The following is a 20,156-nucleotide window of genomic DNA, read 5'->3' on the forward strand; positions in this document are numbered from 1 at the left end:
CCGGCGGGCACCGGCCGTCCGGGACTCAGCGGGCCGGGTGACATCCCATGATCAACTGGTGTGTCCGCCGCTGCCCCCACCGCGTGCCTGCATAGCGTCAGCGGAGTGACTCACATCCCGAATGGCACTCCCCCACTGTTCCGGCGTACGGCGGTCGGCTGCGCGGCCGCCGCGATGGGGCTCGCGCTCTGCGTGCCCGCCGCCACGGCCACGGCCACCCCGCACGTCCCGGACCCGGCCCCGCGCGCCGACGTGCCCGTGCAACTCATCGGTCTGAACGACCTGCACGGCAATCTGGACCCCGTCGAAGGCCCGGCCGGTCGGGTGCTGCGCGGCGGCGGTGACGGCGTACAGGCGGGCGGGCTGCCGCAGCTGGCCACGCTGGTCGACAAGGCACGCGCCGGTCGGTCGAACTCCCTGACCGTGGCGGCCGGGGACATGATCGGCGGCAGCCCGCTGCTGTCCGCGCTCTTCCACGACGAGCCGACCGTGCACGCGCTCGAACAGCTCGGCCTCGACGTCAGCTCGGTCGGCAACCACGAGTTCGACGAGGGGCCGGCCGAGCTGGAGCGGATGTCCCGCGGCGGCTGTCACCCCGAGGACGGCTGCGCGCCCGGCGACGCCTACGACGGCACCGGCTTCCCGTATCTCGCCGCCAACGTCACCCGCAAGGGCAGCAGCACCCCGCTGCTCGACCCGTACACCATCAAGACGCTGCCCGGCGGGCAGCGCATCGGGTTCATCGGCCTGGTCACCAAGAACGCGCCCGCGGCGATCAACGCCTCCCAGGTCCGTGACGTGGAGTTCCACGACGAGGTGCCGGTCGTGGAGCGCTACTCGCGGGAGCTGCGGCGGCTCGGCGTGCAGGCGCAGGTGCTGCTGATCCACGAGGGCGAGGCGGCGAACGGCGTGGCGGGCGACGGGAACTGCGACGCCGACGGGCGCGCGTCCCGGCTGCGCGGCCGGATCAAGGAGGTCGCCTCGAAGGCGCCGACCGCGGTGGACGTCGTGGTCAGCGGCCACTCGCACGACTCCTACGAGTGCACCGTCACCGACCCGGCGGGCCGGCCGCGGGTGGTGACGCAGGCCGACTCCTTCGGGCGTTCCTTCACCGATCTGCGCTTCCGGCTGAACGGCCGGGGCGACGTCATCCGCAGGTCCGTGACCGCGAAGAACCACGTCGTGCCCGTCGGCACCGCGAAGCAGCCCGCGATGAACGACCTCGTGGAGACCTGGCGCGAGCGCTCCGCGGCGGTCGCCAACCGGACCATCGGCTACATCTCCGGCGACATGCCGGGGCGCGGCTCCAAGGAGAAGGAGGCCCCGCTCGGCAGCCTGATCGCCGACGCGCAGACGGAGGCCACCCGCGGCTACGGCGCCGACCTGGCGCTGCTCAACCCCGGCGGCATGCGCGCCGACCTCGTGCACAAGGGCGACGGAGCGGTCACCTACGCCGACGCGTACCGCACCCAGCCCTTCGGCACCACGATGACGACGATGACCCTGACCGGCGAGCAGCTGATCGCCGCCCTGAAGGAGCAGTTCACCGGCGCCAACGCCCAGGACCCGCGCTTCCTGCAGCTGTCCTCGGCCCTGCGCTACTCGGTGGACATGAGCCGCGGCGGCGGCGACCGGCTCCTGGCGGACACCGTGAAGGTGAACGGCGAGCGGGTACGGGCCACCGAGACGTACCGCGTGACCGTGAACGAATTCCTCGCCAACGGAGGCAACGGCTTCAGCACCTTCACCAAGGGCACGGACCGCGACGGCGGTGAGACGACCGATCTGGACGCGCTGGTCGAGTACCTGCAGAACAACTCGTCCCAGGACGCTCCGCTCGCCCCGCCGGCCCCCGGCCGCATCACGTTCGTCAACAGCTAGGCACCACCGATGAGTTGCTGCACTCCGGCCACCCGACCGGTTGTCGCCTTTCCGGGCGATCGGCCTGGCCGGGGTGCCAGCATCGGTCCATGGACGCCTCACGAGACATCTCGCCCTTCCTGGACCGGAAGCTGTCGCGCCGCTTCCGTACGTACGACACCGACGGCAGCGGCCATCTGGAGCGTGCCGACTTCCACGGCGCGGCGACGCGGATGAGCGACGAGTTCGGTCTCGCCGCCACCGACCCGGCGCGGCTGCGCCTGGTCGAGCTGTGCACGGGCCTGTGGGAGCACTTCCTCGCCGTCGCGGACGCCGACGGGGACGGCAGGATCAGCGAGGCCGAGTACAAGTCGGCGTTCGCACAGGGCCTGTTGGAGACCGAGAAGACCTTCGACGCCGGGTACGTGCCGTTCCTCGATGCCATCACGGCGATCGCGGACACCGACGGCGACGGCCTGCTGACCGTCGAGGACCACATCCGCTGGACGGGCTCGCTGATGAACGTGCCCGAGCACGACGCCCGCGAGATCCACCGCAGGCTCGACACCGACGGCGACGGCCTGGTCACATCGGCCGATCTGCTCGCCGCGATCCGCGCCTACTATTTCGACGAGTCCCCGGACTCGGCGGGCAGTTGGCTCCTCGGGCCGCTGGACGGCTGAGCGGCGGGTCCGCCACCCGCCGAAGGAGCCGTGCCATGCCCAAGATCGCCACGATCGCCGCTCAGGCGATCCGCACCGCCCGCCTCGACCTCGTGCCCCTGAAGGTGGGGCACGCGGACGAGATGGCAGCAGTGCTGTCCGATCCGGCGCTGCACACGTTCATCGGCGGCGCTCCCGACGCGCCCGACGCGCTGCGCGCCCGCTACCGGCGGATGACCGCCGGGTCACCGGACCCGGCGGTCTCCTGGTGCAACTGGGTGCTGCGGCTGCGCGACGAGGACCGCCTGGCCGGGACGGTGCAGGCGACCGTGGGTCCGGCCAATGACGGCGCCGGGCTCGTCGCGGAGGTCGCCTGGGTGGTCGGCGTGGAGTGGCAGGGGCGGGGCATCGCCGTGGAGGCGGCCCGCGGGCTCGTCGACTGGCTTGCGGGGCAGCGGGACGTGCGGCAGGTCGTCGCCCATGTGCACCCGGACCACAAGGCGTCGGCCGCCGTCGCCACCGCCGCGGGGCTCACGCCCACGGACGAGTGGCAGGACGGCGAGGTCAAGTGGCGGCGGACGACGGGGCGTTGAGCCCTGCCTGACCGCCGGGATCAGTACGGGCGGTCGCCCGCGATGGCGACGCGCTCGGCGACCCGGCGGTGCGGGGCGTAGTCGTCGACGGCGTAGTGCTGGGTGGCGCGGTTGTCCCAGAAGGCGATGTCGCCCGCCTGCCAGCGGAACCGCACCTGGTACTCCGGCACATGTGCCTGGCGCACCAGGTAGCCGAGCAGCCGGTCGCTCTCCTCGCGTTCCATGCCCACGATGTGCGTGGTGAACGACGTGTTCACGAAGAGCATCCGCCGCCCGGTCTCCGGGTGCCTGCGCACCACCGGGTGCGTGACCGGCGGGAACTGCTCCTGGAGCGGGATCAGCTTCTCGGGTCCGTAGAAGCGGGCGAAGCCGGGGATGAAGTCGTGCACGGCCCGCGCCCCTTCGATCCGGGCCTTCACCTCGTCGGGGAGGTTGTCGTACGCGGCGGCCATGTCCGCCCACATCGTGTCGCCGCCGACCGGCGGCACCTCGCGCAGCTGCAGGACGGCGCCGAGGGCCGGGCGTTCACGGAAGGTGACGTCGGCGTGCCAGACGTTCTCGTACGTCGGGGTCGCGCCGGCGCCCTTGGCGAACCGGACGACGTCCTTCGCCGAGCCCGTCGCGAGCAGCGGATTGGTCTCCAGCTCGCCCCAGTTGAGGGCGAAGGCGCGCTGCTGTTCAGAGGTGATTCCGGCGCCCCTGAAGAAGAGCACCTTCCACTCCAGGAGCGCCCGGTTGAGCTCGTCGCGCAGCGCGGGGGTGAGGGGCTGCGCGAGGTCGACGCCGTGGATCTCGGCGCCGATGAGGCGGCCCTGCGGGACGAGGTCGAACAGCTCGTAGGGCCGCTCTTCCCAGCCTTCGGGTACCCGGCGCAGGGTGCGGCGGCCTTCGTACATGCCGTCGGCGGGGACGCGGGCCTCGCGCAGGGCGGCGGCAGCGGGAGAGGTGATGGTCATGATGATCCTTCGGTGACGAGTCGACGGGTCGGTGACCCGGAGCGGTGCTCCGGGCGGCCGGGGAGCGGCACTCCCGGCAGCTAGCGACCCGATCGCTCGCACCCGCGCCGCCACGGGACCCCGAAGGTCCGTACGGCGGCGGTCAGGTGCTGGATCATGCACGCCATTGTGTACGGCTACGCCTTGCGGAGCAATCCCCCGTATTCGTAGATGCCCTTGCTCTGCTCGGTGGCGCCCAGGTAGGGGGCCAGGTCGTCGTGGACCGGGGCGAGCGGCGGCTGGTCGGCGTCGGGCCGCCAGTCCACCAGGTTCAGCAGTCCGGGCTCCACCGGGTCGAGTCCGTCGAGGAGCACGTCGACCTCGGCGGGCGTGCGGGTCTGCCAGGGGACGCCGCTGGCGGAGATGTGCGCGGTCATGGCGGCGCCGCGCGCCGGGTCGTCGGCGACGACCTGGGAGAAGCCCAGGTAACTCCCCGGGGCCGCACGGTCGATGATCGTGTGCAGCACGCGGTGGGGGTTGTCGGCGTCGGTCAGGTGGTGCCCCACCGAGAGGAACAGCACCGCGACCGGCTGGTCGAAGTCGATCAGGCGCCGCACGTCGGGGTCGTCGAGGACCGCGCCCTGGTCGCGCATGTCGCCCTGGATGACGGTGGTGCTCGCGTCGTCGGCGAGCAGGGCACGGCCGTGAGCGAGGACGATGGGGTCGACATCGACGTAGACCACGCGGGTGTCGGGCGCGAAGCGCTGGGCGACCTGGTGGACGTTGTCGTCGGTGGGCAGGCCGCAGCCCATGTCGATGAACTGGCGGATGCCCGCCTGCGTCAGATGGCGCACCACGCGGAAGAGGAATTCCCGGTTCTGCCGGGCGATGTCGACGCACTCGGGGAAGTCGGGCAGCGTCCTCAGCAGGAACTCGCGGTCGACCGCGTAGTTGTCCTTGCCGCCGAGCATCCATCCGTAGGCGCGGGCCGAGGTCGGCACGTCGAAGGGGATGGACGTCATCTCGGACTGGTCGTCAGCGGCCACAGCGCGTTCTCCACCTCTGTCACAGGGATAGGGGTCCTGCTCCGTCGCGGCGACACTATCCCGTGCCGGGCCGCCCGGTGAACCCGGTCCCGATCTTCAACGGGCTTGGCCACATTGGCGGTTGGGGCTCAAGTGACACTCGAGCGGCGCGCCACCGGGCACCCGCCCGCCCATGACGCCGCCGGATGGCGCATGATCGGACGTACGCGCGTTACGTTCCACCGGATACGCGAGACACGTTCCACCAGAGAGGACCTCCCCATGGAAGACCGCTTCGATGTCGTCGTGCTCGGAGCAGGACCCGGCGGTTATGTGGCCGCCATCCGCGCCGCCCAGCTGGGCAAGCGGGTAGCGGTCGTCGAGGAGAAGTACTGGGGAGGTGTCTGCCTCAACGTCGGCTGCATCCCGACCAAGGCGCTGCTGCGCAACGCGGAGCTGGCCCATCTGTTCACGCACGAGCAGAAGACGTACGGCATCAAGGTCGACGGTTCGGTGTCCTTCGACTACGGCGAGGCGTTCAACCGCAGCCGTACGGTCGCGGACGGCCGGGTCAAGGGCGTCCACTTCCTGATGAAGAAGAACAAGATCACGGAGTTCGACGGCCGGGGCACCTTCCTGGACGCCAACACGATGCAGGTCGCCAAGTCCGACGGCACGACCACCACGATCGGCTTCGACAACTGCATCATCGCGACGGGCGCCACGCCGAAGCTGCTGCCCGGCACGAGCCGCAGCGAGCGCGTGGTGACGTACGAGGAGCAGATCCTCGCCGACAGCGTGCCGCAGTCCATCGTGATCGCGGGCGCCGGTGCCATCGGCATCGAGTTCGCCTACGTCCTGCACAACTACGGCGTGAAGGTCACGATCGTCGAGTTCCTGGACCGGATCGCGCCGCTGGAGGACGCGGACGTCTCGGCGGAGCTGGCCAAGCAGTACCGCAAGCTGGGCATCGACGTGAAGACCTCGACCCGCGTCGAGTCGATCGACGAGTCGGGCCCGCAGGTCAGGGTCACGGTGACGGGCAAGGACGGCAAGCAGGAGGTCCTGGAGGCGGACAAGGTCCTCCAGGCCATCGGCTTCGCGCCGAACGTCACGGGCTACGGCCTGGAGGCGACGGGTGTGGCGCTGACCGAGCGCGGCGCCATCGACATCGACGGGCGCGGCCGGACGAACGTACCCAGCATCTTCGCCATCGGTGACGTCACCGCGAAGCTGATGCTCGCGCACACCGCCGAGTCCATGGGTGTCGTCGCCGCCGAGACCATCGCGGGCGCCGAGACGATGGAGCTCGACTACCCGATGATCCCGCGCGCCACCTACTCGCAGCCGCAGATCGCCAGCTTCGGCTGGACGGAGGCGCAGGCCAAGGAGAAGGGCTTCGACGTCAAGGTCGCCAAGTTCCCGTTCATGGCGAACGGCAAGGCGCACGGCCTGGGCGACACGGTCGGCTTCGTGAAGGTCATCAGCGACGCGCAGTACGGCGAGATCATCGGCGCCCATCTGATCGGCCCGGACGTCACGGAACTGCTTCCCGAGCTCACCCTGGCCCAGCAGTGGGACCTGACCGTGCACGAGGTGGCGCGCAATGTGCACGCCCACCCGACACTCGGCGAGGCGGTCAAGGAGGCCGTGCACGGCCTCGCGGGACACATGATCAACTTCTGAGCAAGCACGGAGCACACCGCGCGCCCCGCCGCGAGCCGGACGGCTCAGGTGGCGGGGCCGCCCGGTCCGGAAGATCCTGGGTCAGAACGCGCTGTTACGCCTCGGGGGCGAGGGAGAGGCAGTAGCCGATGTTCTCTGGCCTGGGCCGATTCGTGGTCCGTCGCCCCTGGTGGATCATCCTGGCGTGGGTGGTGGCGGCCGGGGCGGTGATCTCGCTGGCGCCGAAGCTCACCTCCAGCAGCGACGAGGCGAGTTTCCTTCCCGACCATTACGAGTCCATCCGCGCCGCCGACGTGCAGGAACAGGAGTTCCCCAAGCAGGAGAACGTCGGCGCGGTCATCGTCTTCCAGCGCTCCGACGGCGGGGAGCTGACGGCCGGCGACTCGGCGGACGTCCGCCGTGTCTCCGCCGGACTCCAGGCACAGAAGATCCCCGAGGTGCAGGCGGTCGTGCCGGGCCCGGTCTCGCCGAACAAGCTCGTGCAGACCTCCGTCGTCGCGATGCCGAAGCTCACCAACCCGGAGGACACCGCACAGCAGGACGCGGTGGACGACCTGCGGGCGGATCTGAAGACGGAGCTGAAGGGCACGGATCTGTCGGCCGGGATCACCGGCTCGGCGGCGCAGGCGCTGGACGAGCGCGACGCGTCGGAGAAGGCCGGGCTGCTCGTCGGTGTCGGCACGATCGTGATCATCATCGTGCTGCTCCTGGTGATCTTCCGCAGCCCCATCATCGCGCTGCTTCCCGTGGTCCTCATCGGGCTCATCTCCCCGATGGCGACCGGTCTGATCGCCTCCGCCAACAAGGCCTTCGACATGAAGGCCGACTCCTCCATCCAGGAACTCCTCACCGTCGTCCTGTTCGGCGTCGGCACGGACTACATCCTGTTCCTGCTCTTCCGCTACCGGGAGGCGCTGCGGGCCGGCGAGGATCCCAAGGGCGGCATGGTGCATGCCGTCGAGCGGGTGGGTGAGGCGATCACCTCTGCGGCGGGCGCCGTGATCGTCGCGTTCGCCGCCCTGACGCTGTCCTCGCTCGGGATGCTGCGCTCGATGGGCCCGGCGCTCGCGATCGCCGTGTTCGTGACGCTGCTCGCCGGTCTCACCCTGGTCCCCGCTGTGGTGTCGCTGCTCGGGACGAAGGTCTTCTGGCCGTCCAAGTCCTGGCAGCGCGAGCCGCAGGGCACGGGCTTCGCACGGCTCGGCACGTCCATCGCCCGCAAGCCCGCCGTCTGGGCGCTCGTCTCCGCGGTGTTCATGGGCGCGCTCGCGCTGGGCGCGCTCGGCTACAAGGCCAACTTCGACCTGGCGGGTTCCTCGCTGCCCAAGGACAAGGAGTCGATGGTCGCCCTGAAGGACCTCCAGAAGGGCTTCCCCGCGGGCACCACCGACCCCACCTTCGTCTACCTCACCTCGACGGACGACGCGTCGCTGCCCGCCGCCCGGACGGCAGCGTTCCGGGGGCAGCTGGCCGACGTCGAAGGGGTGGGCGAGGTCTCCGCCCCCCGGCTGAGCACGGACGGTACGACGGCCTCGTACTCGGTGGTGCTCTCGGATCCGCCCGCCTCCGACGAGGCCCTGGAAACGGTCAAGGACCGGCTGCGCCCGATCGCCCACGAGGACGCGCCGTCCGGGACTCAGGCCCTGGTCGGCGGGACGACGGCGGTGTACGTCGACATCAACAAGGCCGTGGACCGCGACTACTCGGTGGTCTTCCCGGTGGCCGCGCTCGCCATCATGGTCATCCTCGGCCTGCTGCTGCGGAGCCTGGTGGCGCCCTGGTACCTGATGCTGTCCGTCGCGCTCGGCTTCGGCGCGACGCTCGGCGCGACCTCGCTGCTCTTCCAGCAGATCGGCAGCCAGCCCGGGTTGATGTTCATGCTGCCGGTGATCATGTATCTGTTCGTGGTCGCGCTGGGCACGGACTACAACATCCTGATGGTGTCGCGGCTGCGCGAGGAGGCCCGCGAGGGGCGCACCCCGCACGACGCGGCGGGCACGGCTGTGCGCCACTCGGGACCGACGATCGGCTCGGCGGGCGTGATCCTCGCGGGCACGTTCGCGACGCTGATGCTCGCCGGCAACTCGACCCTGTCGCAGATGGGCTTCTCCCTCTCGTTCGGCATCCTGATCGCCGCCTTCGTCATGGCGATGATCTTCACTCCGGCGCTGACGGCCCTGATCGGCCACGCGGCGTGGTGGCCGGGCCACGGCGACGAGAAGCGGAACGGGGACGCCGGGAAGCCGGGCGGCGGGGTGCGGCGGCCGGACGAGGAGGAGGAAGACCTGGACGGGGTGCGGTCCTAGGAGGAGGCGCCGTCGGCCTCCCGGTCGTACGCGGCGCTCAGGGCCGCCGCCTCGGCGTACGTGGGCAGGCCGTCGGGCAGGGCCGCGCCCCGCGCGACGGCCTGAGCAGTGTCGACGGCGGCGTGCAGGGCGGCGCGGAACAGCAGCGAACCGGTGCTCACCCGGCTTACGCCGAGGTCCGCGAGGTGCCGCAGCGTCAGTCCGGTCGGGGCGAAGAGGACGTTGAGCGGCACGTCGAGGGCGGCGACCAGGCCCGCGACGGTCTTCTCGTCCTGGAGCGCGGGGACGAACAGGCCGTCCGCGCCCGCCTGTTGGTAGGCGGCGGCCCGCAGTTCCGTCTCCTGTGCTCCCCCGGCGCCCAGCCAGTACGTGTCCGTGCGGGCGTTGACGAACAGGTCCGGTGCCGCTTCCTTGACGGCGCTGATCAGCGCGCACTGCGCTGCGGTGTCCCGCAGGGTCCCGTCGGGGCGCCCGTCCTCGATGTTCACGCCGACGACGCCCGCCCCGGCCAGGTCCGCCGCGAGCCGCGCCACGTCGTCCGGGCGCTCGCTGAAGCCGCCCTCGATGTCGACGCTGACCGGCACGGGGAGCGCGGCCAGACCGCGGGCCAGGGCGAGCGTCTCCTCGCGCGTGCCGCCCGCCGCGTCCGCCTTCCCCGCGGCGGCCGCCACCCCGAGGCTGGTGGTGGCGACGGCGGCGAAGCCCGCGTGGGCCAGCGCGGCGGCGGAGGCGTGGTCCCAGGCGTTGGGCAGCAGCAGGGGGTGTCCGGGGCGGTGCAGGGCGCGGAACGCGGCGGCTCGCTGTGCGTACGTCATGGAGGGACCGTAACTCCGTGCGAGGGGCCTCTTCAGGTGGCCCCAAGATTCTTTCGGCGTAATGTCGAGAACGGGTTGTCGGCTCCGACGTCCCCTGTGAAAGTCGCCCACAAAGGGGCGGCATCACACAGCCGAGGAGCGACATCATGAAGTACCTGGTGATGGTTCAGGGCACGCAGGCGGACTACGAGGCGCAGAGCGGCAAGGCCAACGCGACCAGCCCGGCCTGGAGCGAGAAGGACATCCAGGCGATGTTCGCCTTCATGGGCAAGCTCAACGACGATCTGGCCGAGTCCGGCGAGATGGTCGACGGACAGGGCCTGGCGGAGCCCTCCCAGACGCGTCTGGTCGACGTGGACAAGGACGGCCGCCCGGTCATCACGGACGGTCCCTACGGCGAGACGAAGGAAGTGCTCGCCGGGTACTGGGTCCTCGACTGCGAGAGCATGGACCGGGTCACGGAGATCGCCAATCGCATCCAGACGTGTCCCATTCCCGAGGGCGCGCCGATCTACCCCGTGGTGATCCGTCCCATCATGGGCGGCCCCGACGAAGCGTGCTGAACGGCCCATCCGGGATCGAGGACCTGCTGCGCCTGCACGCGCCGCAGGTCCTCGGCGCGCTCGTGCGCCGGTACGGGCACTTCGGCGAGGCCGAGGACGCCGTGCAGGAGGCGCTGCTCGCCGCCGTGCGGCAGTGGCCCGATGAGGGTGTGCCGGACAATCCGCGCGGCTGGCTGATCCGGGTCGCCTCGCGGCGCCTCATGGACCAGCTGCGCGCCGACGAGGCGCGGCGCAGGCGCGAGGAGGCCGACGCGCAGCTCACGCCACGCGACGCGTTCAGCGCGCCCGCGCCCGGCGAGAGCCGCGCACCCTCCGACGACGACACCCTCACCCTGCTGTTCCTGTGCTGCCATCCCGGGCTGAGCCCGGCCGCGCAGGTCGCGCTGACGCTGCGTGCCGTCGGCGGTCTGACCACGGCCGAGATCGCCCGCGCGCATCTGGTGCCCGAGTCGACGATGGCCCAGCGGATCAGCAGGGCCAAGGGGAAGATCAAGGGGGTGCCGTTCCGGCAGCCGGGGCCCGACGACCGGGACCAGCGGCTCACGGTGGTCCTCCAGGTGCTCTACCTGATCTTCAACGAGGGCTACACCGCGACGTCCGGCAGCGCCCTGCACCGAGCAGACCTGGCCCGTGAGGCGATCCGGCTGACGCGAGCGGTGCGCACCCTGCTGCCCACGGAGGGCGCGGTGGCCGGACTGCTCGCACTGATGCTGCTCACCGAGGCGCGCAGCGCCGCGCGTACGGGGCCGCACGGCGAGCTGATCCCGCTCGACGAGCAGGACCGCTCGCTCTGGGACCGGCGTGCCATCGGGGAGGGTGCCGCGCTGGTCGAGGAGGCACTGGCCCAAGGACCGGCGGGCCCCTATCAGTTGCAGGCGGCGATCGCCGCGCTGCACGACGAGGCGGTGCGCGCCGACGACACGGACTGGCCGCAGATCCTCGCCCTGTACGACCTGCTGGTGCGCCGCGCCCCGGAGCCGATGGCCGAGCTGGGCCGGGCGGTGGCTGTCGCCATGGTGCACGGGCCGCGGGCCGGGCTCGCCGAAGTCGCGGCGTTGGAGGACCGGTTGGCGGGCCACTACCGGCTCGATGCCGTGCGCGCTCATCTCCTGGAGCGGGCGGGCGACCCCGAGGCCGCACGGGCCGCCTACCGGTCGGCGGCCAAGGGCACGCTCAGCGTCCCGGAGCGGCACTATCTGCAGATGCGGGCGGCCCGGCTGCTGCCCTGACCGCCCGCCGGGCGCGGCCACGATGTGGGCACCGCATTGACGTACCTCCCGTGGTGAACCAAGATCCAACGGTTCGCCACGGCAAGGGGAAGGCGTCTTGTGGAAGCGCTCGAAATGGTGGCCCTCGGAACCGCGGGCGTCGCGGCCGGCGGCATCAACGCGGTGGTCGGGTCGGGCACCCTCATCACTTTCCCCACCCTTCTCGCCTTCGGGTATCCCCCGGTCCTGGCCAACGTCTCCAACAGCATCGGTCTCGTGCCCGGCGTGCTCAGTGCCGCGTACGGATACCGGCGGGAGATGAAGGGGCAGGCCAGGCGGCTGCTCCGATTCGGCGCGGCGTCGCTGGTCGGCGGTCTGATCGGGGCGCTGCTCCTGCTGAAGCTGCCCGCCGACGCCTTCCAGGCGGTGGTCCCGGTGCTGATCCTCGCGGCCTGCGCCCTGATCGTGCTCCAGCCCTGGCTGGGCCGGCGGCTGAAGGAACGCGAGCGGGCCGGCCGCGCGGACGGCGGGGTGCCGCTGTGGCTCGGCGTGCTCGGCACGGGCGTCTACGGGGGCTATTTCGGGGCGGCCCAAGGAGTGCTGCTCATGGGCCTGTTGGGCAGCTTCCTCCTCGACGACCTGCAGCGCCTCAACGCGGTGAAGAACGTCCTCGCCGCCGTCGTCAACGGCGTCGCGTCCGTCGTGTTCATCGCGGTCACGGAGGTCGACTGGACGGTGGTCGCGGTGATCGCCGCCGGTTCGACGGTCGGCGGCCTCGTCGGCGCGAAGGTGGGCCGCCGTCTGCCGCCCAACGCGCTGCGCGGCTTCATCATCGTGGTGGGCGTGACGGCGGCGGTCACCCTGCTGGTGCGGTAGCGGCGGTCTCACGCGGCGAGCGTCACGGCCTGCACCGCGGGGGTGCGCAGCGCGCGGCGGGCGGTGCCGACGCTGGTGATCATCGTGGCCGCGGTGGCGACGCCGACGATGGTCAGCCAGATGCCGAGGCCCTGGTCGGGGACGAGCGTGTCGCTGCGGGCCGAGCTGAAGGGCAGGATTCCGGCGAGGCCGGCCGCGGTGCCGAAGAACACACCGGTCGCCGTGAGGACGAGGCCTTCGACGCCGACCATGCCGAGCACCTGTCCCGGAGTGGCCCCGGCGAGGCGCTGCTGGCCGAACTCGCGGCTGCGGTAGGAGGTCGCGGCGTACAGACTGTTGATCAGCATGATGCAGCTGAAGACCACGATGATGCCGACGACGACGAAGTTCAGCGTCTCCAGGTTCTTGTCCTCGACGGACTTGGTCAGCCCCGACGCCTTGATCGCGTCGCTCTCGACGGCCTGCATGTAGAGCGTCGCGGTCGCCATGCCGGTGAAGACGATGAGCGGCATCAGGACGCCCGCGAGCTGGTCGGCGCGCCGTCGCATGTGGTGCACGGTCAGATAGCCGCTCGCCCCGGCGAGCAGTTCGATCGGCCCGGAGAGGGTGCCCAGCAGTGCGCGCAGCAGCTTCGGCGAGAGCAGCGCGAAGCCCACGGAGAGCAGGATGGCGCCGTACGCGGGGGCCGCCATCAGCGCGGCGTCGGTCTTGTCGAGGGCGAAGGTGGAGAGCACGCCCCCGGCACCGGCGAGCACGGCGGCCACGCCTGCGATGCCGCGGACCCTGCCGCGCGGCTTGCCGGCCCCCGCGGCGGCGCGGGTCGCCCGGCGCACCGCGAGGAACGCGGCGCCCACCGAGGCGAGGAGCGTGATGCCGGTGCCCGACATCAGGGCGATCGGCCCGAAGGCGAAGTCGACGTCGTCGGCGACCTGCCCGCTGTCCTTGAACAGGTCGAGCAGGAGCTGCCCGCCGAGCATCGCGGGGCCGATCGCGAGCAGCGATCCGACCAGGGCGACGACCGCGGCCTCGCCGACGATCATCCGCTTGATCTGCGCGGGTGTCGCCCCGCTGCTGCGCAGCAGACCGATCTCGTCGCCGCGCTGGCGCACGTTCACGGTGAGGGTGGAGGCGACGGCGAAGAACACCAGGAGCGTTCCGTAGCCGCCGACGACGCTCGCCGCCGTGGTCAGGCTCTCCGCGCTGACGTCGTCGACGCCATCGGCGCCCGCGGTGTCGTGCATGGAGTTGAAGGTCATGATGATCGCCGCGCCGAGGAAGGCGGAGAGCAGCGTGGCGACGAAGCGTCCGGGACGCTTGCGGACGGAGCGCAGGGCCAGCGAGAACATCGCTCACACCCCCAGCGGCACGGTGCGGTCGAAGCCGGCCACGACGTCGCCGAGGTGCGCGAGTCGTTCGGCGACGGCGTCGACGGTCGGGGAGGTCAGCTGTCCGGCGAGCCGGCCGTCGGCGAGGAACAGCACGGAGTCGGCGTAGGAGGCGGCGACCGGGTCGTGCGTCACCATCACCACCGTCCTGCCGTGCGCCCGGACCGTCTCCTGGAGCAGTTGCAGCACATCACGGGCGCTGCGGGTGTCGAGGGCGCCGGTCGGCTCGTCGGCGAAGATCACGCTCGGCTCGGTGACCAGGGCGCGGGCGATGGCCACGCGCTGGCGCTGGCCGCCGGAGAGCTCGTCGGGCAGGTGCCTGAGCCGGTCGGCGAGGCCGACCTGGGCGAGGACGGCGCGTGCCTTGTCGCGGTCGACCCGGCGCCGCGCGAGCTTCAGCGGCAGGGTCGTGTTCTGCGCGACGTTGAGGGTGGGCAGCAGGTTGTACTGCTGGAAGATGAACCCGATGCGCTTCCTGCGGAACTTGGTCAGCGCGGCCTCACTGCCGCCCGTCATCTCCTCGCCGTCCACCATGACGATGCCGGAGTCGGACCGGTCGAGGCCGGCCGCGCACTGCAGCAGGGTGGACTTTCCGGAGCCCGACGGGCCCATGACGGCGGTGAAGCTTCCCGTCGGCAGACTCAGGGTCACTCCGTCGAGCGCGGTGACCGCGCTCTCGTCGGCTCCATAGGTCTTGCTGACCTTGACCAGCCGCAGAGCCTCGGGGCTCCTGGCGGGTGCGGCCTTGCTCGTACGACGAAATCGACCGGCCATGACCATCCATCCCTTCGGCGGACGCTCCCTGCGTCACCTCCATGAAGTTACGGACAGTCGCGGCCCGGCACATTGGGCGTACGACCCGAGGTCGCGGTGTCGTCAGGTACACCCCCCGCACACCGGCTGGGGCGTAACGCAGGTCACAACGGAGAAGCCGCTCACCTGGGAACACCGGGCGATGGTTCACCGTTGAACCGTATGCAGGCCCCGATCGCGATTCCCCCGTCCGGTCGGGGTCTGCCTCGTTTCCGGCGTCCGGTGACCACGCTCCGTTTCACGCCTTCGAGCGCGAATATGCCATCCGCACCGCGCGGCACGGCCGTGGGCGTCATCATGCGTTCATGGACGGTGCCAAGCCTGTGCAGGTCTTGTTCACGCCCGACGAGTACGCGGCGCTCCTGCGTCACGCGGACCAACTCGGACTGCCGGTCGACGAGTTCATACGGCGGGCCGTGACCGTCGACGCGGCCGAGCCGCCCTGCCCGACCGCCGGCACCCGGCGCGGACCGGGCGGCCCGGCCGTGGTTCCGCCCATCCGGCGAGGCCTGGGTCCCGACGGCACACCGGCGCTCCAGCGGTTCCTCGACACCCTCGCGGTCTCGGCGGAACCCGCCCCTTCGGAGAAGGTTCCGCCGCAGCCGACGGTGCGCACCTGCTCGGGGCAGTGACCCCGGCCGCCCGGTCGGTGTCCCCGGGCCTCAGGGCAGGGCGATCTCCGGGCGGTAGAGGTCGAGCCAGAGCGCGAGGTCCAGGGTGCGTTCGAGTCCGCGCCGGGACGCCTGGGTGATCTGCGGTACGTCGCGTGCGGCGGCCCGCGTCACACGCTCCCGGTCCACCAGGCCGAAGACCGGGTGCGCGGGCTCGGCGAGGAGATCCTTGACGTGCTCCTGGAGGGCGACGGCGTACTTGGGGTCCTGCGTGGACGGATAGGGGCTCTTCACCCTGTCGTACACGGACCTCGGCAGGACGTCCGCCGTCGCCTCGCGCAGCAGGCTCTTCTCCCTGCCGTCGAAGGACTTCAGGGACCAGGGCGTGTTGTAGACGTACTCGACGAGCCGGTGGTCGCAGAACGGCACCCGCACCTCGAGGCCGACGGCCATGCTCGCGCGGTCCTTGCGGTCGAGCAGGACGCGGACGAACCGGGTCAGATGCAGATGGCAGATCTTCCGCATCCGGTACTCGAAGTCGCTCTCGCCGTCGAGGCGCCGAATGCCTGCGACCGCCGTGCCGTAACTGTCCTTGACGTACGCCGGCAGGTCGAGGGCGGCGGTCAGGTCCGGGTGCAGTACGTCGCCGTCGTCACCGAAGTGCTCGGCGAACCGCACCAGCCAGGGGAAGGTGTCGGCGGTGCGGGCGGTCTCGTCGAAGAACTGCAGATAGCCGCCGAAGACCTCGTCGGCCGACTCCCCCGACAGCGCGACCGTCGAGTGCTCGCGGATGGCGCGGAAGAGCAGATAGAGCGAGGCGTCCATGTCGCCGAAGCCCATGGGCAGATCGCGGGCGCGGATCATCGCGGCCCGGACCTCGGGGTCGGCGAGGGTGTGCGAGTCGAGGACGATGTCGCGGTGGTCGGTGCCCGCGGCCTTGGCGACGTCGTGCACATAGGGCGTGTCCGGGGTGGTGCGCAGCGCGTCGGCGACGAAGTGCTCGCTCTGGCCGACGAAGTCGACGGCGAAGCTGCGTACGGTCTCGCCCGACTCGGCCAGTTGCCGCGCCGCGAGCGCGGTCATCGCGGAGGAGTCGAGCCCGCCGGAGAGCAGGGTGCAGCGGGGCACGTCCGAGACGAGCTGGCGGCGCACGATGTCTTCGAGGAGTTCGCGCACCTTCGCGACGGACTCGTCCCGGCCGTCGGTGTGCGGCCTGGTCTCCAGGCGCCAGTAGACGTGTCGGCGGATGCCGCCGCGGTCGACGGTCACCACCGTCCCCGGTTCGACCTCGCGCATGCCGTCCCACACGGCGTGCCCGGGCGTCTTGACCACGGTGAACAGCTCGCGCAGACCGTCGGCGGTGACGCGGGCGGGCGCCAGCGGATGGGCGAGGATCGCCTTGGGCTCGGAGCCGAACAGGACGCCGTCCGGGGTCTCGTAGTAGTAGAAGGGCTTGATGCCCATCCGGTCCCGGACCATCACGAGCTTGTCGTGCCGGCCGTCCCACACCGCGAACGCGTACATCCCGCCCAGCCGTTCGGCGATCGCCTCGCCCCACTCCAGGTAGCCGCGCAGGACGACCTCGGTGTCGGACTCGGTCGTGAACCGGTGACCGCGGCCGGTCAGTTCGCGGCGCAGTTCGGTGAAGTTGTACGTCTCGCCGGAGTAGACGAGGGCGACGGTGCCGCGCGGGGTGCGCGCCGTCATGGGCTGGCGTCCGCCGGGCAGATCGATGACGGCGAGCCTGCGGTGCCCGAGTCCGGCGGGGCCCTCGATCCAGGTGCCGCGGTCGTCGGGTCCGCGGCAGGACATCGTCTCCGTCATGGCGTCCAAGGTGTCCGCCGCGGTCCGCAGATCACGGTCGAAAGAGACCCAGCCAGTGATGCCACACATGCGCTACCTCCTGCTTCGCGCTGCCTTGGGCTGCCACCCGAGAAACTAGGTGTAGCCAGCAGCTATATCGCCGCCAGACTCCGCCCTCCGACCGCGTGCGGTCAATGCGCCGGAAACACGGAATGGCGCATTCCAGCCATGCGTAAAGGGCTCTCCAAATCTGGCTTGACCTGCGGGAATCAGCGGCGGGGCAGTGCATCCCGCAGCAGCGCGGCAGCCTCACCCTTGGCGTGCCCGACGGCATCCGGGAAGATGCCGAGACCGTGCGCGACCAGGCCTCCTTCGTGCAGCAGCATGAGGCTGCGGCCCAGCTTCGCGGCCCTGCGGGGGGCGATGTCGCGGGCGAGACGGGTGAACAGGGCGAGCATCCAGGCCTTCTGGCCGGTGATGACCTGATATGCGGGGTGCGCGGGGTCGCTGATCTCGGCGTGCGCGTTGACCATGCTGCACCCCTTGCCGCTGTTCTCGTCGGCCCAGTCGCGTGAGGCGTCGAAGACGGCCAGGATCCGGGTCCGGGGTGTGGTCGCGGCCTCGACAAATGGCGCGAGGAACGCCCGCCAGCGCTCGTCGCGGTCCGCCAGATACTCGACGACCAGCTGCTCCTTGGAGCCGAAGCGGTCGTAGAGCGTCTTCTTGGTCACGCCCGCCTCCGCGGCGATGAGGTCCACGCCGACGGCGTGGATCCCGCGCTCGTAGAACAGCCGGCCCGCGGCGTCGAGAGCGCGCCGCGCGGCCGGCGTCATGACGATGCGGTGCGGTGTGCCGTCGATGCCGTCGATGCCGCTGTCGTCGGTGGCGATGGCTTTCGCGATGCCACCGGCCGTCTCCGTCTCCGTCTCTGCCTTGCCCATGCCGCCATAGTAAACCGATCCGTCTACTGACCCATAGACCGATCTGTATAGTGAAAGCAGCCGGTAGACAGATCTGTTTACTTCACCGGAGGGGCGCCGTGAACTTCCTGCTCTCGATAGCGTTCGTGCTCACCTGGAGCTCCGGATTCATCGGGGCCAAGCTGGGCGCGGGCAGCGCGCCCGCCGTGACGGTGCTGATGTGGCGGTTCCTGCCGCTGGCCCTCGCGCTCGCCGTCGTCGCCCTCACGCTGACGCGGTCCTCCTGGCGCGGGCTCACCGTGCGGGACGCCGTACGCCAGGCGGTCGTCGGGGCGCTGTCGCAGAGCGGCTATCTGCTCACCGTGTACTACGCGATCCAGCTGGGTGTCTCCAGCGGCACCACCGCCCTGATCGACGGCACCCAGCCGCTGGTGGCGGGCGCGCTCGCGGGACCGCTGCTCGGACAGTACGTCTCGCGCACGCAGTGGGTGGGCCTGGGACTCGGCGTCACCGGGGTCGCGATCGTGACGGCGGCGGACGCGACGGCCGGGACCGACGCCCCCTGGTGGGCCTATCTCGTACCGTTCCTCGGAATGTTCTCGCTGGTGGCGGCGACGTTCCTGGACCGCCGTGCGCCGCGCCCGGTCGCCCCGGCGGTCTCGATGACGGTCCACTGCGTCACCAGCGCCGTGGTCTTCACGGCGCTCGCGGTGGGCGCGGGCGCCGCGACTCCACCGGCGGAGGCCTCGTTCTGGGTGGCGATCAGCTGGCTCGTGACGCTCTCCACCTTCGGCGGGTACGGGCTCTACTGGCTGATTCTGCGGCGCTCCGGGGTCACCCAGGTCAACGCGCTGATGTTCCTCATGGCGCCGGTCACCGCGCTGTGGGGCGCCCTGATGTTCGGCGAACCCTTCGGCGTACAGACGGTGTTGGGGCTGCTCGTGGGGCTCGCGGCGGTCGCGGTCGTGCGGCGCGGGGCGTCGCTCACGCCTGCTCCGCCCCCCAGATGTCCAGCGGAACGAACCCGACCGCTCGCCCGCCCGCGTCCAGGAGGCGGCCCATCAGCTTGACCGCTCGCAGCGCGATCGCCCGGTCGACGATGCGCAGATGCGGCAGCGCGTGCGCCAGCCGTACCTCCAGGGCCTGTACGTCGACGAGGGAGCGCACCCACACCGTGGCGACCAGGTTCTGCGGCCCCGAGACACCCACGCACAGCCGTGTCTCCGGCAGCTTCGCCAGCTCGCGCGCCGTGGCCTCCAGGTGCTCCGCGGGCACGGAACCGAAGAAGGTCACCGAGACCGGCGAGCCCGACAGCGATCTGGCCAGGTCGCAGCGGAGCACGAGGCGCCCCGAGTCCAGGAGCCGCGCCAGCCTGCGCCCCGCGGTGTTGACGCTGACACCCAGCCGCGCCGCGACCTCGCTGAGGGAGAGCCGCCCGTTCTCGCCGAGGGCCAGGATCAGCTCGCGGTGCTCGGCGAGGCCGGGCGCCGGCAGACCGCCCGTACCCCTGCGTGCCGCGGCCAGGGACTCCTGCTGGGCGCGGGTGAGGCTGCGCAGCCGCCAGAAGCTGCCCTCGGTGTAGCTGCCGGTGATGAGGTGGGCCCGCGTCGACGTGATGCCGGGGACCTTGCCGAGGCGGTCGACGACATAGCCGGAGAGGGCCGCGAAGTCCGGGGCCATCACGGTGATCAGGAGATCCCGGCCGCCGGCCGCGTGCTCCACGGTGGCGGCCCTGGCATCGGCGGAGAGCACCTCGGCGACCGCCGTGTCCTGACCGGGCGCGCAGTCGATCTCGACGAGTGCCGCGCAGCCCAGGGAGGCGTCCGGGAAGGGATAGGCGGTCACCCACGCGTGCCCCGCCGACCGCAGCCGCTCCCAGCGGCGGGCCACCGTCGCCGAGTCGACGTCGAGGGTCTTGGCGAGCTCGGCCCAGGAGGCGCGGGGGCTGATCTGCAGTGCGTTGACGAGGGTCAGGTCGAGTTCGTCGAGTCCGGTAGATGTAGCAGTCATCTGACACTTTCCTGCATTTGATCTTGCCAAGTGGGAAGTTCCAGCAATCTTCGGGCCGCGAATGCCAGGACCATAGCATCGCCTG

18 protein-coding genes are annotated in these 20,156 nt (G+C 71.1%); 10 read left to right on the plus strand and 8 right to left on the minus strand.

The genetic code is table 11. The features are described 5' to 3' along the window. Positions 1-105: 105 nt before the first annotated feature. From ACIBKX_RS16445 to ACIBKX_RS16455, 3 genes are all read left to right on the plus strand, one after another. A complete protein-coding gene (locus tag ACIBKX_RS16445) occupies positions 106-1,881 on the plus strand; it encodes a bifunctional metallophosphatase/5'-nucleotidase (protein WP_363272576.1) in 1,776 nt (591 codons plus the stop codon). A gap of 89 nt (positions 1,882-1,970) precedes the next feature. Further along, positions 1,971-2,543, plus strand: a complete 573-nt coding sequence (locus tag ACIBKX_RS16450; RefSeq protein WP_363272578.1) for an EF-hand domain-containing protein — start codon at positions 1,971-1,973, stop codon at positions 2,541-2,543. 35 nt (positions 2,544-2,578) lie between these two features. Further along, on the plus strand, positions 2,579-3,115 hold the full coding sequence (locus tag ACIBKX_RS16455) for a GNAT family N-acetyltransferase (protein WP_399375805.1): 537 nt from the start codon (positions 2,579-2,581) through the stop codon (positions 3,113-3,115). 20 nt (positions 3,116-3,135) lie between these two features. Here ACIBKX_RS16455 and ACIBKX_RS16460 read toward each other — a convergent pair whose 3' ends face one another. Both ACIBKX_RS16460 and ACIBKX_RS16465 read right to left on the minus strand, forming a co-directional pair. Beyond that, entirely contained in the window at positions 3,136-4,071 is a 936-nt protein-coding gene (locus ACIBKX_RS16460; protein ID WP_363272579.1) for a TauD/TfdA family dioxygenase, read from the minus strand. A gap of 176 nt (positions 4,072-4,247) precedes the next feature. Beyond that, positions 4,248-5,096, minus strand: a complete 849-nt coding sequence (locus ACIBKX_RS16465) for an SAM-dependent methyltransferase (protein ID WP_363272580.1) — start codon at positions 5,094-5,096, stop codon at positions 4,248-4,250. 261 nt (positions 5,097-5,357) lie between these two features. Between ACIBKX_RS16465 and lpdA the strand changes: the two genes are divergently transcribed. Both lpdA and ACIBKX_RS16475 read left to right on the plus strand, forming a co-directional pair. After that, positions 5,358-6,761 (plus strand): dihydrolipoyl dehydrogenase, encoded by a 1,404-nt coding sequence (gene lpdA, locus ACIBKX_RS16470; protein ID WP_363272581.1) that lies wholly within the window; start codon positions 5,358-5,360, stop codon positions 6,759-6,761. Positions 6,762-6,889: 128 nt separating this feature from the next. Further along, positions 6,890-9,067, plus strand: a complete 2,178-nt coding sequence (locus ACIBKX_RS16475; RefSeq protein ID WP_363272582.1) for an MMPL family transporter — start codon at positions 6,890-6,892, stop codon at positions 9,065-9,067. Here the strand turns inward: ACIBKX_RS16475 and ACIBKX_RS16480 are convergent. Then, positions 9,064-9,882, minus strand: coding sequence for an isocitrate lyase/phosphoenolpyruvate mutase family protein (locus ACIBKX_RS16480; protein WP_363272583.1), 819 nt, complete (start codon positions 9,880-9,882; stop codon positions 9,064-9,066). The genes ACIBKX_RS16475 and ACIBKX_RS16480 overlap by 4 nt on opposite strands. A 146-nt stretch (positions 9,883-10,028) precedes the next feature. Here ACIBKX_RS16480 and ACIBKX_RS16485 point away from each other — a divergent pair, with 146 nt between their 5' ends. From ACIBKX_RS16485 to ACIBKX_RS16495, 3 genes are all read left to right on the plus strand, one after another. Beyond that, the gene (locus ACIBKX_RS16485; protein WP_363272584.1) at positions 10,029-10,445 is read left to right on the plus strand and encodes a YciI family protein; all 417 of its coding nucleotides are present in this window, start codon (positions 10,029-10,031) and stop codon (positions 10,443-10,445) included. Next, positions 10,442-11,674, plus strand: a complete 1,233-nt coding sequence (locus tag ACIBKX_RS16490) for an RNA polymerase sigma factor (protein WP_399375831.1) — start codon at positions 10,442-10,444, stop codon at positions 11,672-11,674. Before ACIBKX_RS16485 ends, ACIBKX_RS16490 begins: the two co-directional genes overlap by 4 nt. Before the next feature lie 99 nt (positions 11,675-11,773). Further along, positions 11,774-12,529, plus strand: a complete 756-nt coding sequence (locus ACIBKX_RS16495) for a sulfite exporter TauE/SafE family protein (protein WP_363272586.1) — start codon at positions 11,774-11,776, stop codon at positions 12,527-12,529. Positions 12,530-12,537: 8 nt separating this feature from the next. On the opposite strand, the gene ACIBKX_RS16500 is transcribed toward ACIBKX_RS16495, so the two are convergent. Next, positions 12,538-13,875: an FtsX-like permease family protein gene (locus ACIBKX_RS16500; RefSeq protein ID WP_363272587.1), complete on the minus strand. Its 1,338-nt coding sequence runs from the start codon at positions 13,873-13,875 to the stop codon at positions 12,538-12,540. 3 nt (positions 13,876-13,878) lie between these two features. Beyond that, positions 13,879-14,688, minus strand: coding sequence for an ABC transporter ATP-binding protein (locus ACIBKX_RS16505; RefSeq protein ID WP_399375807.1), 810 nt, complete (start codon positions 14,686-14,688; stop codon positions 13,879-13,881). Positions 14,689-15,032: 344 nt separating this feature from the next. On the opposite strand from ACIBKX_RS16505, the gene ACIBKX_RS16510 reads away from it, so the two are divergent. Beyond that, the gene (locus ACIBKX_RS16510; protein WP_363272589.1) at positions 15,033-15,359 is read left to right on the plus strand and encodes a hypothetical protein; all 327 of its coding nucleotides are present in this window, start codon (positions 15,033-15,035) and stop codon (positions 15,357-15,359) included. Positions 15,360-15,389: 30 nt separating this feature from the next. On the opposite strand, the gene asnB is transcribed toward ACIBKX_RS16510, so the two are convergent. Together asnB and ACIBKX_RS16520 are read right to left on the minus strand one after the other, a co-directional pair. Further along, a complete protein-coding gene (gene asnB / locus ACIBKX_RS16515) occupies positions 15,390-17,231 on the minus strand; it encodes an asparagine synthase (glutamine-hydrolyzing) (protein ID WP_363272590.1) in 1,842 nt (613 codons plus the stop codon). A gap of 179 nt (positions 17,232-17,410) precedes the next feature. After that, on the minus strand, positions 17,411-17,974 hold the full coding sequence (locus ACIBKX_RS16520) for a helix-turn-helix domain-containing protein (protein ID WP_363272839.1): 564 nt from the start codon (positions 17,972-17,974) through the stop codon (positions 17,411-17,413). 206 nt (positions 17,975-18,180) lie between these two features. Here ACIBKX_RS16520 and ACIBKX_RS16525 point away from each other — a divergent pair, with 206 nt between their 5' ends. Next, the gene (locus ACIBKX_RS16525) at positions 18,181-19,131 is read left to right on the plus strand and encodes a DMT family transporter (protein WP_363272591.1); all 951 of its coding nucleotides are present in this window, start codon (positions 18,181-18,183) and stop codon (positions 19,129-19,131) included. Here ACIBKX_RS16525 and ACIBKX_RS16530 read toward each other — a convergent pair. Next, complete coding sequence (locus ACIBKX_RS16530; RefSeq protein ID WP_363272592.1) at positions 19,046-20,071, minus strand: Lrp/AsnC family transcriptional regulator; 1,026 nt, start codon at positions 20,069-20,071, stop codon at positions 19,046-19,048. The two genes, ACIBKX_RS16525 and ACIBKX_RS16530, sit on opposite strands and share 86 nt — an antisense overlap. Positions 20,072-20,156 lie beyond the last annotated feature (85 nt).

It is taken from the genome of Streptomyces sp. NPDC050658, from assembly GCF_044457025.1.
Lineage (GTDB): Bacteria > Actinomycetota > Actinomycetes > Streptomycetales > Streptomycetaceae > Streptomyces.

What these genes read in the sequence shown, in the direction of transcription:
- ACIBKX_RS16450 (WP_363272578.1), top strand. Translation starts at nt 1,971, where the DNA reads ATGGACGCCTCACGAGACATCTCGCCCTTCCTGGACCGGAAGCTGTCG.
- ACIBKX_RS16455 (WP_399375805.1), top strand. Translation starts at nt 2,579, where the DNA reads ATGCCCAAGATCGCCACGATCGCCGCTCAGGCGATCCGCACCGCCCGC.
- ACIBKX_RS16460 (WP_363272579.1), bottom strand. Translation starts at nt 4,071, where the DNA reads ATGACCATCACCTCTCCCGCTGCCGCCGCCCTGCGCGAGGCCCGCGTC.
- lpdA (WP_363272581.1), top strand. Translation starts at nt 5,358, where the DNA reads ATGGAAGACCGCTTCGATGTCGTCGTGCTCGGAGCAGGACCCGGCGGT.
- ACIBKX_RS16475 (WP_363272582.1), top strand. Translation starts at nt 6,890, where the DNA reads ATGTTCTCTGGCCTGGGCCGATTCGTGGTCCGTCGCCCCTGGTGGATC.
- ACIBKX_RS16480 (WP_363272583.1), bottom strand. Translation starts at nt 9,882, where the DNA reads ATGACGTACGCACAGCGAGCCGCCGCGTTCCGCGCCCTGCACCGCCCC.
- ACIBKX_RS16485 (WP_363272584.1), top strand. Translation starts at nt 10,029, where the DNA reads ATGAAGTACCTGGTGATGGTTCAGGGCACGCAGGCGGACTACGAGGCG.
- ACIBKX_RS16500 (WP_363272587.1), bottom strand. Translation starts at nt 13,875, where the DNA reads ATGTTCTCGCTGGCCCTGCGCTCCGTCCGCAAGCGTCCCGGACGCTTC.
- ACIBKX_RS16505 (WP_399375807.1), bottom strand. Translation starts at nt 14,688, where the DNA reads ATGGCCGGTCGATTTCGTCGTACGAGCAAGGCCGCACCCGCCAGGAGC.
- ACIBKX_RS16510 (WP_363272589.1), top strand. Translation starts at nt 15,033, where the DNA reads ATGGACGGTGCCAAGCCTGTGCAGGTCTTGTTCACGCCCGACGAGTAC.
- asnB (WP_363272590.1), bottom strand. Translation starts at nt 17,231, where the DNA reads ATGTGTGGCATCACTGGCTGGGTCTCTTTCGACCGTGATCTGCGGACC.
- ACIBKX_RS16520 (WP_363272839.1), bottom strand. Translation starts at nt 17,974, where the DNA reads ATGACGCCGGCCGCGCGGCGCGCTCTCGACGCCGCGGGCCGGCTGTTC.
- ACIBKX_RS16530 (WP_363272592.1), bottom strand. Translation starts at nt 20,071, where the DNA reads ATGACTGCTACATCTACCGGACTCGACGAACTCGACCTGACCCTCGTC.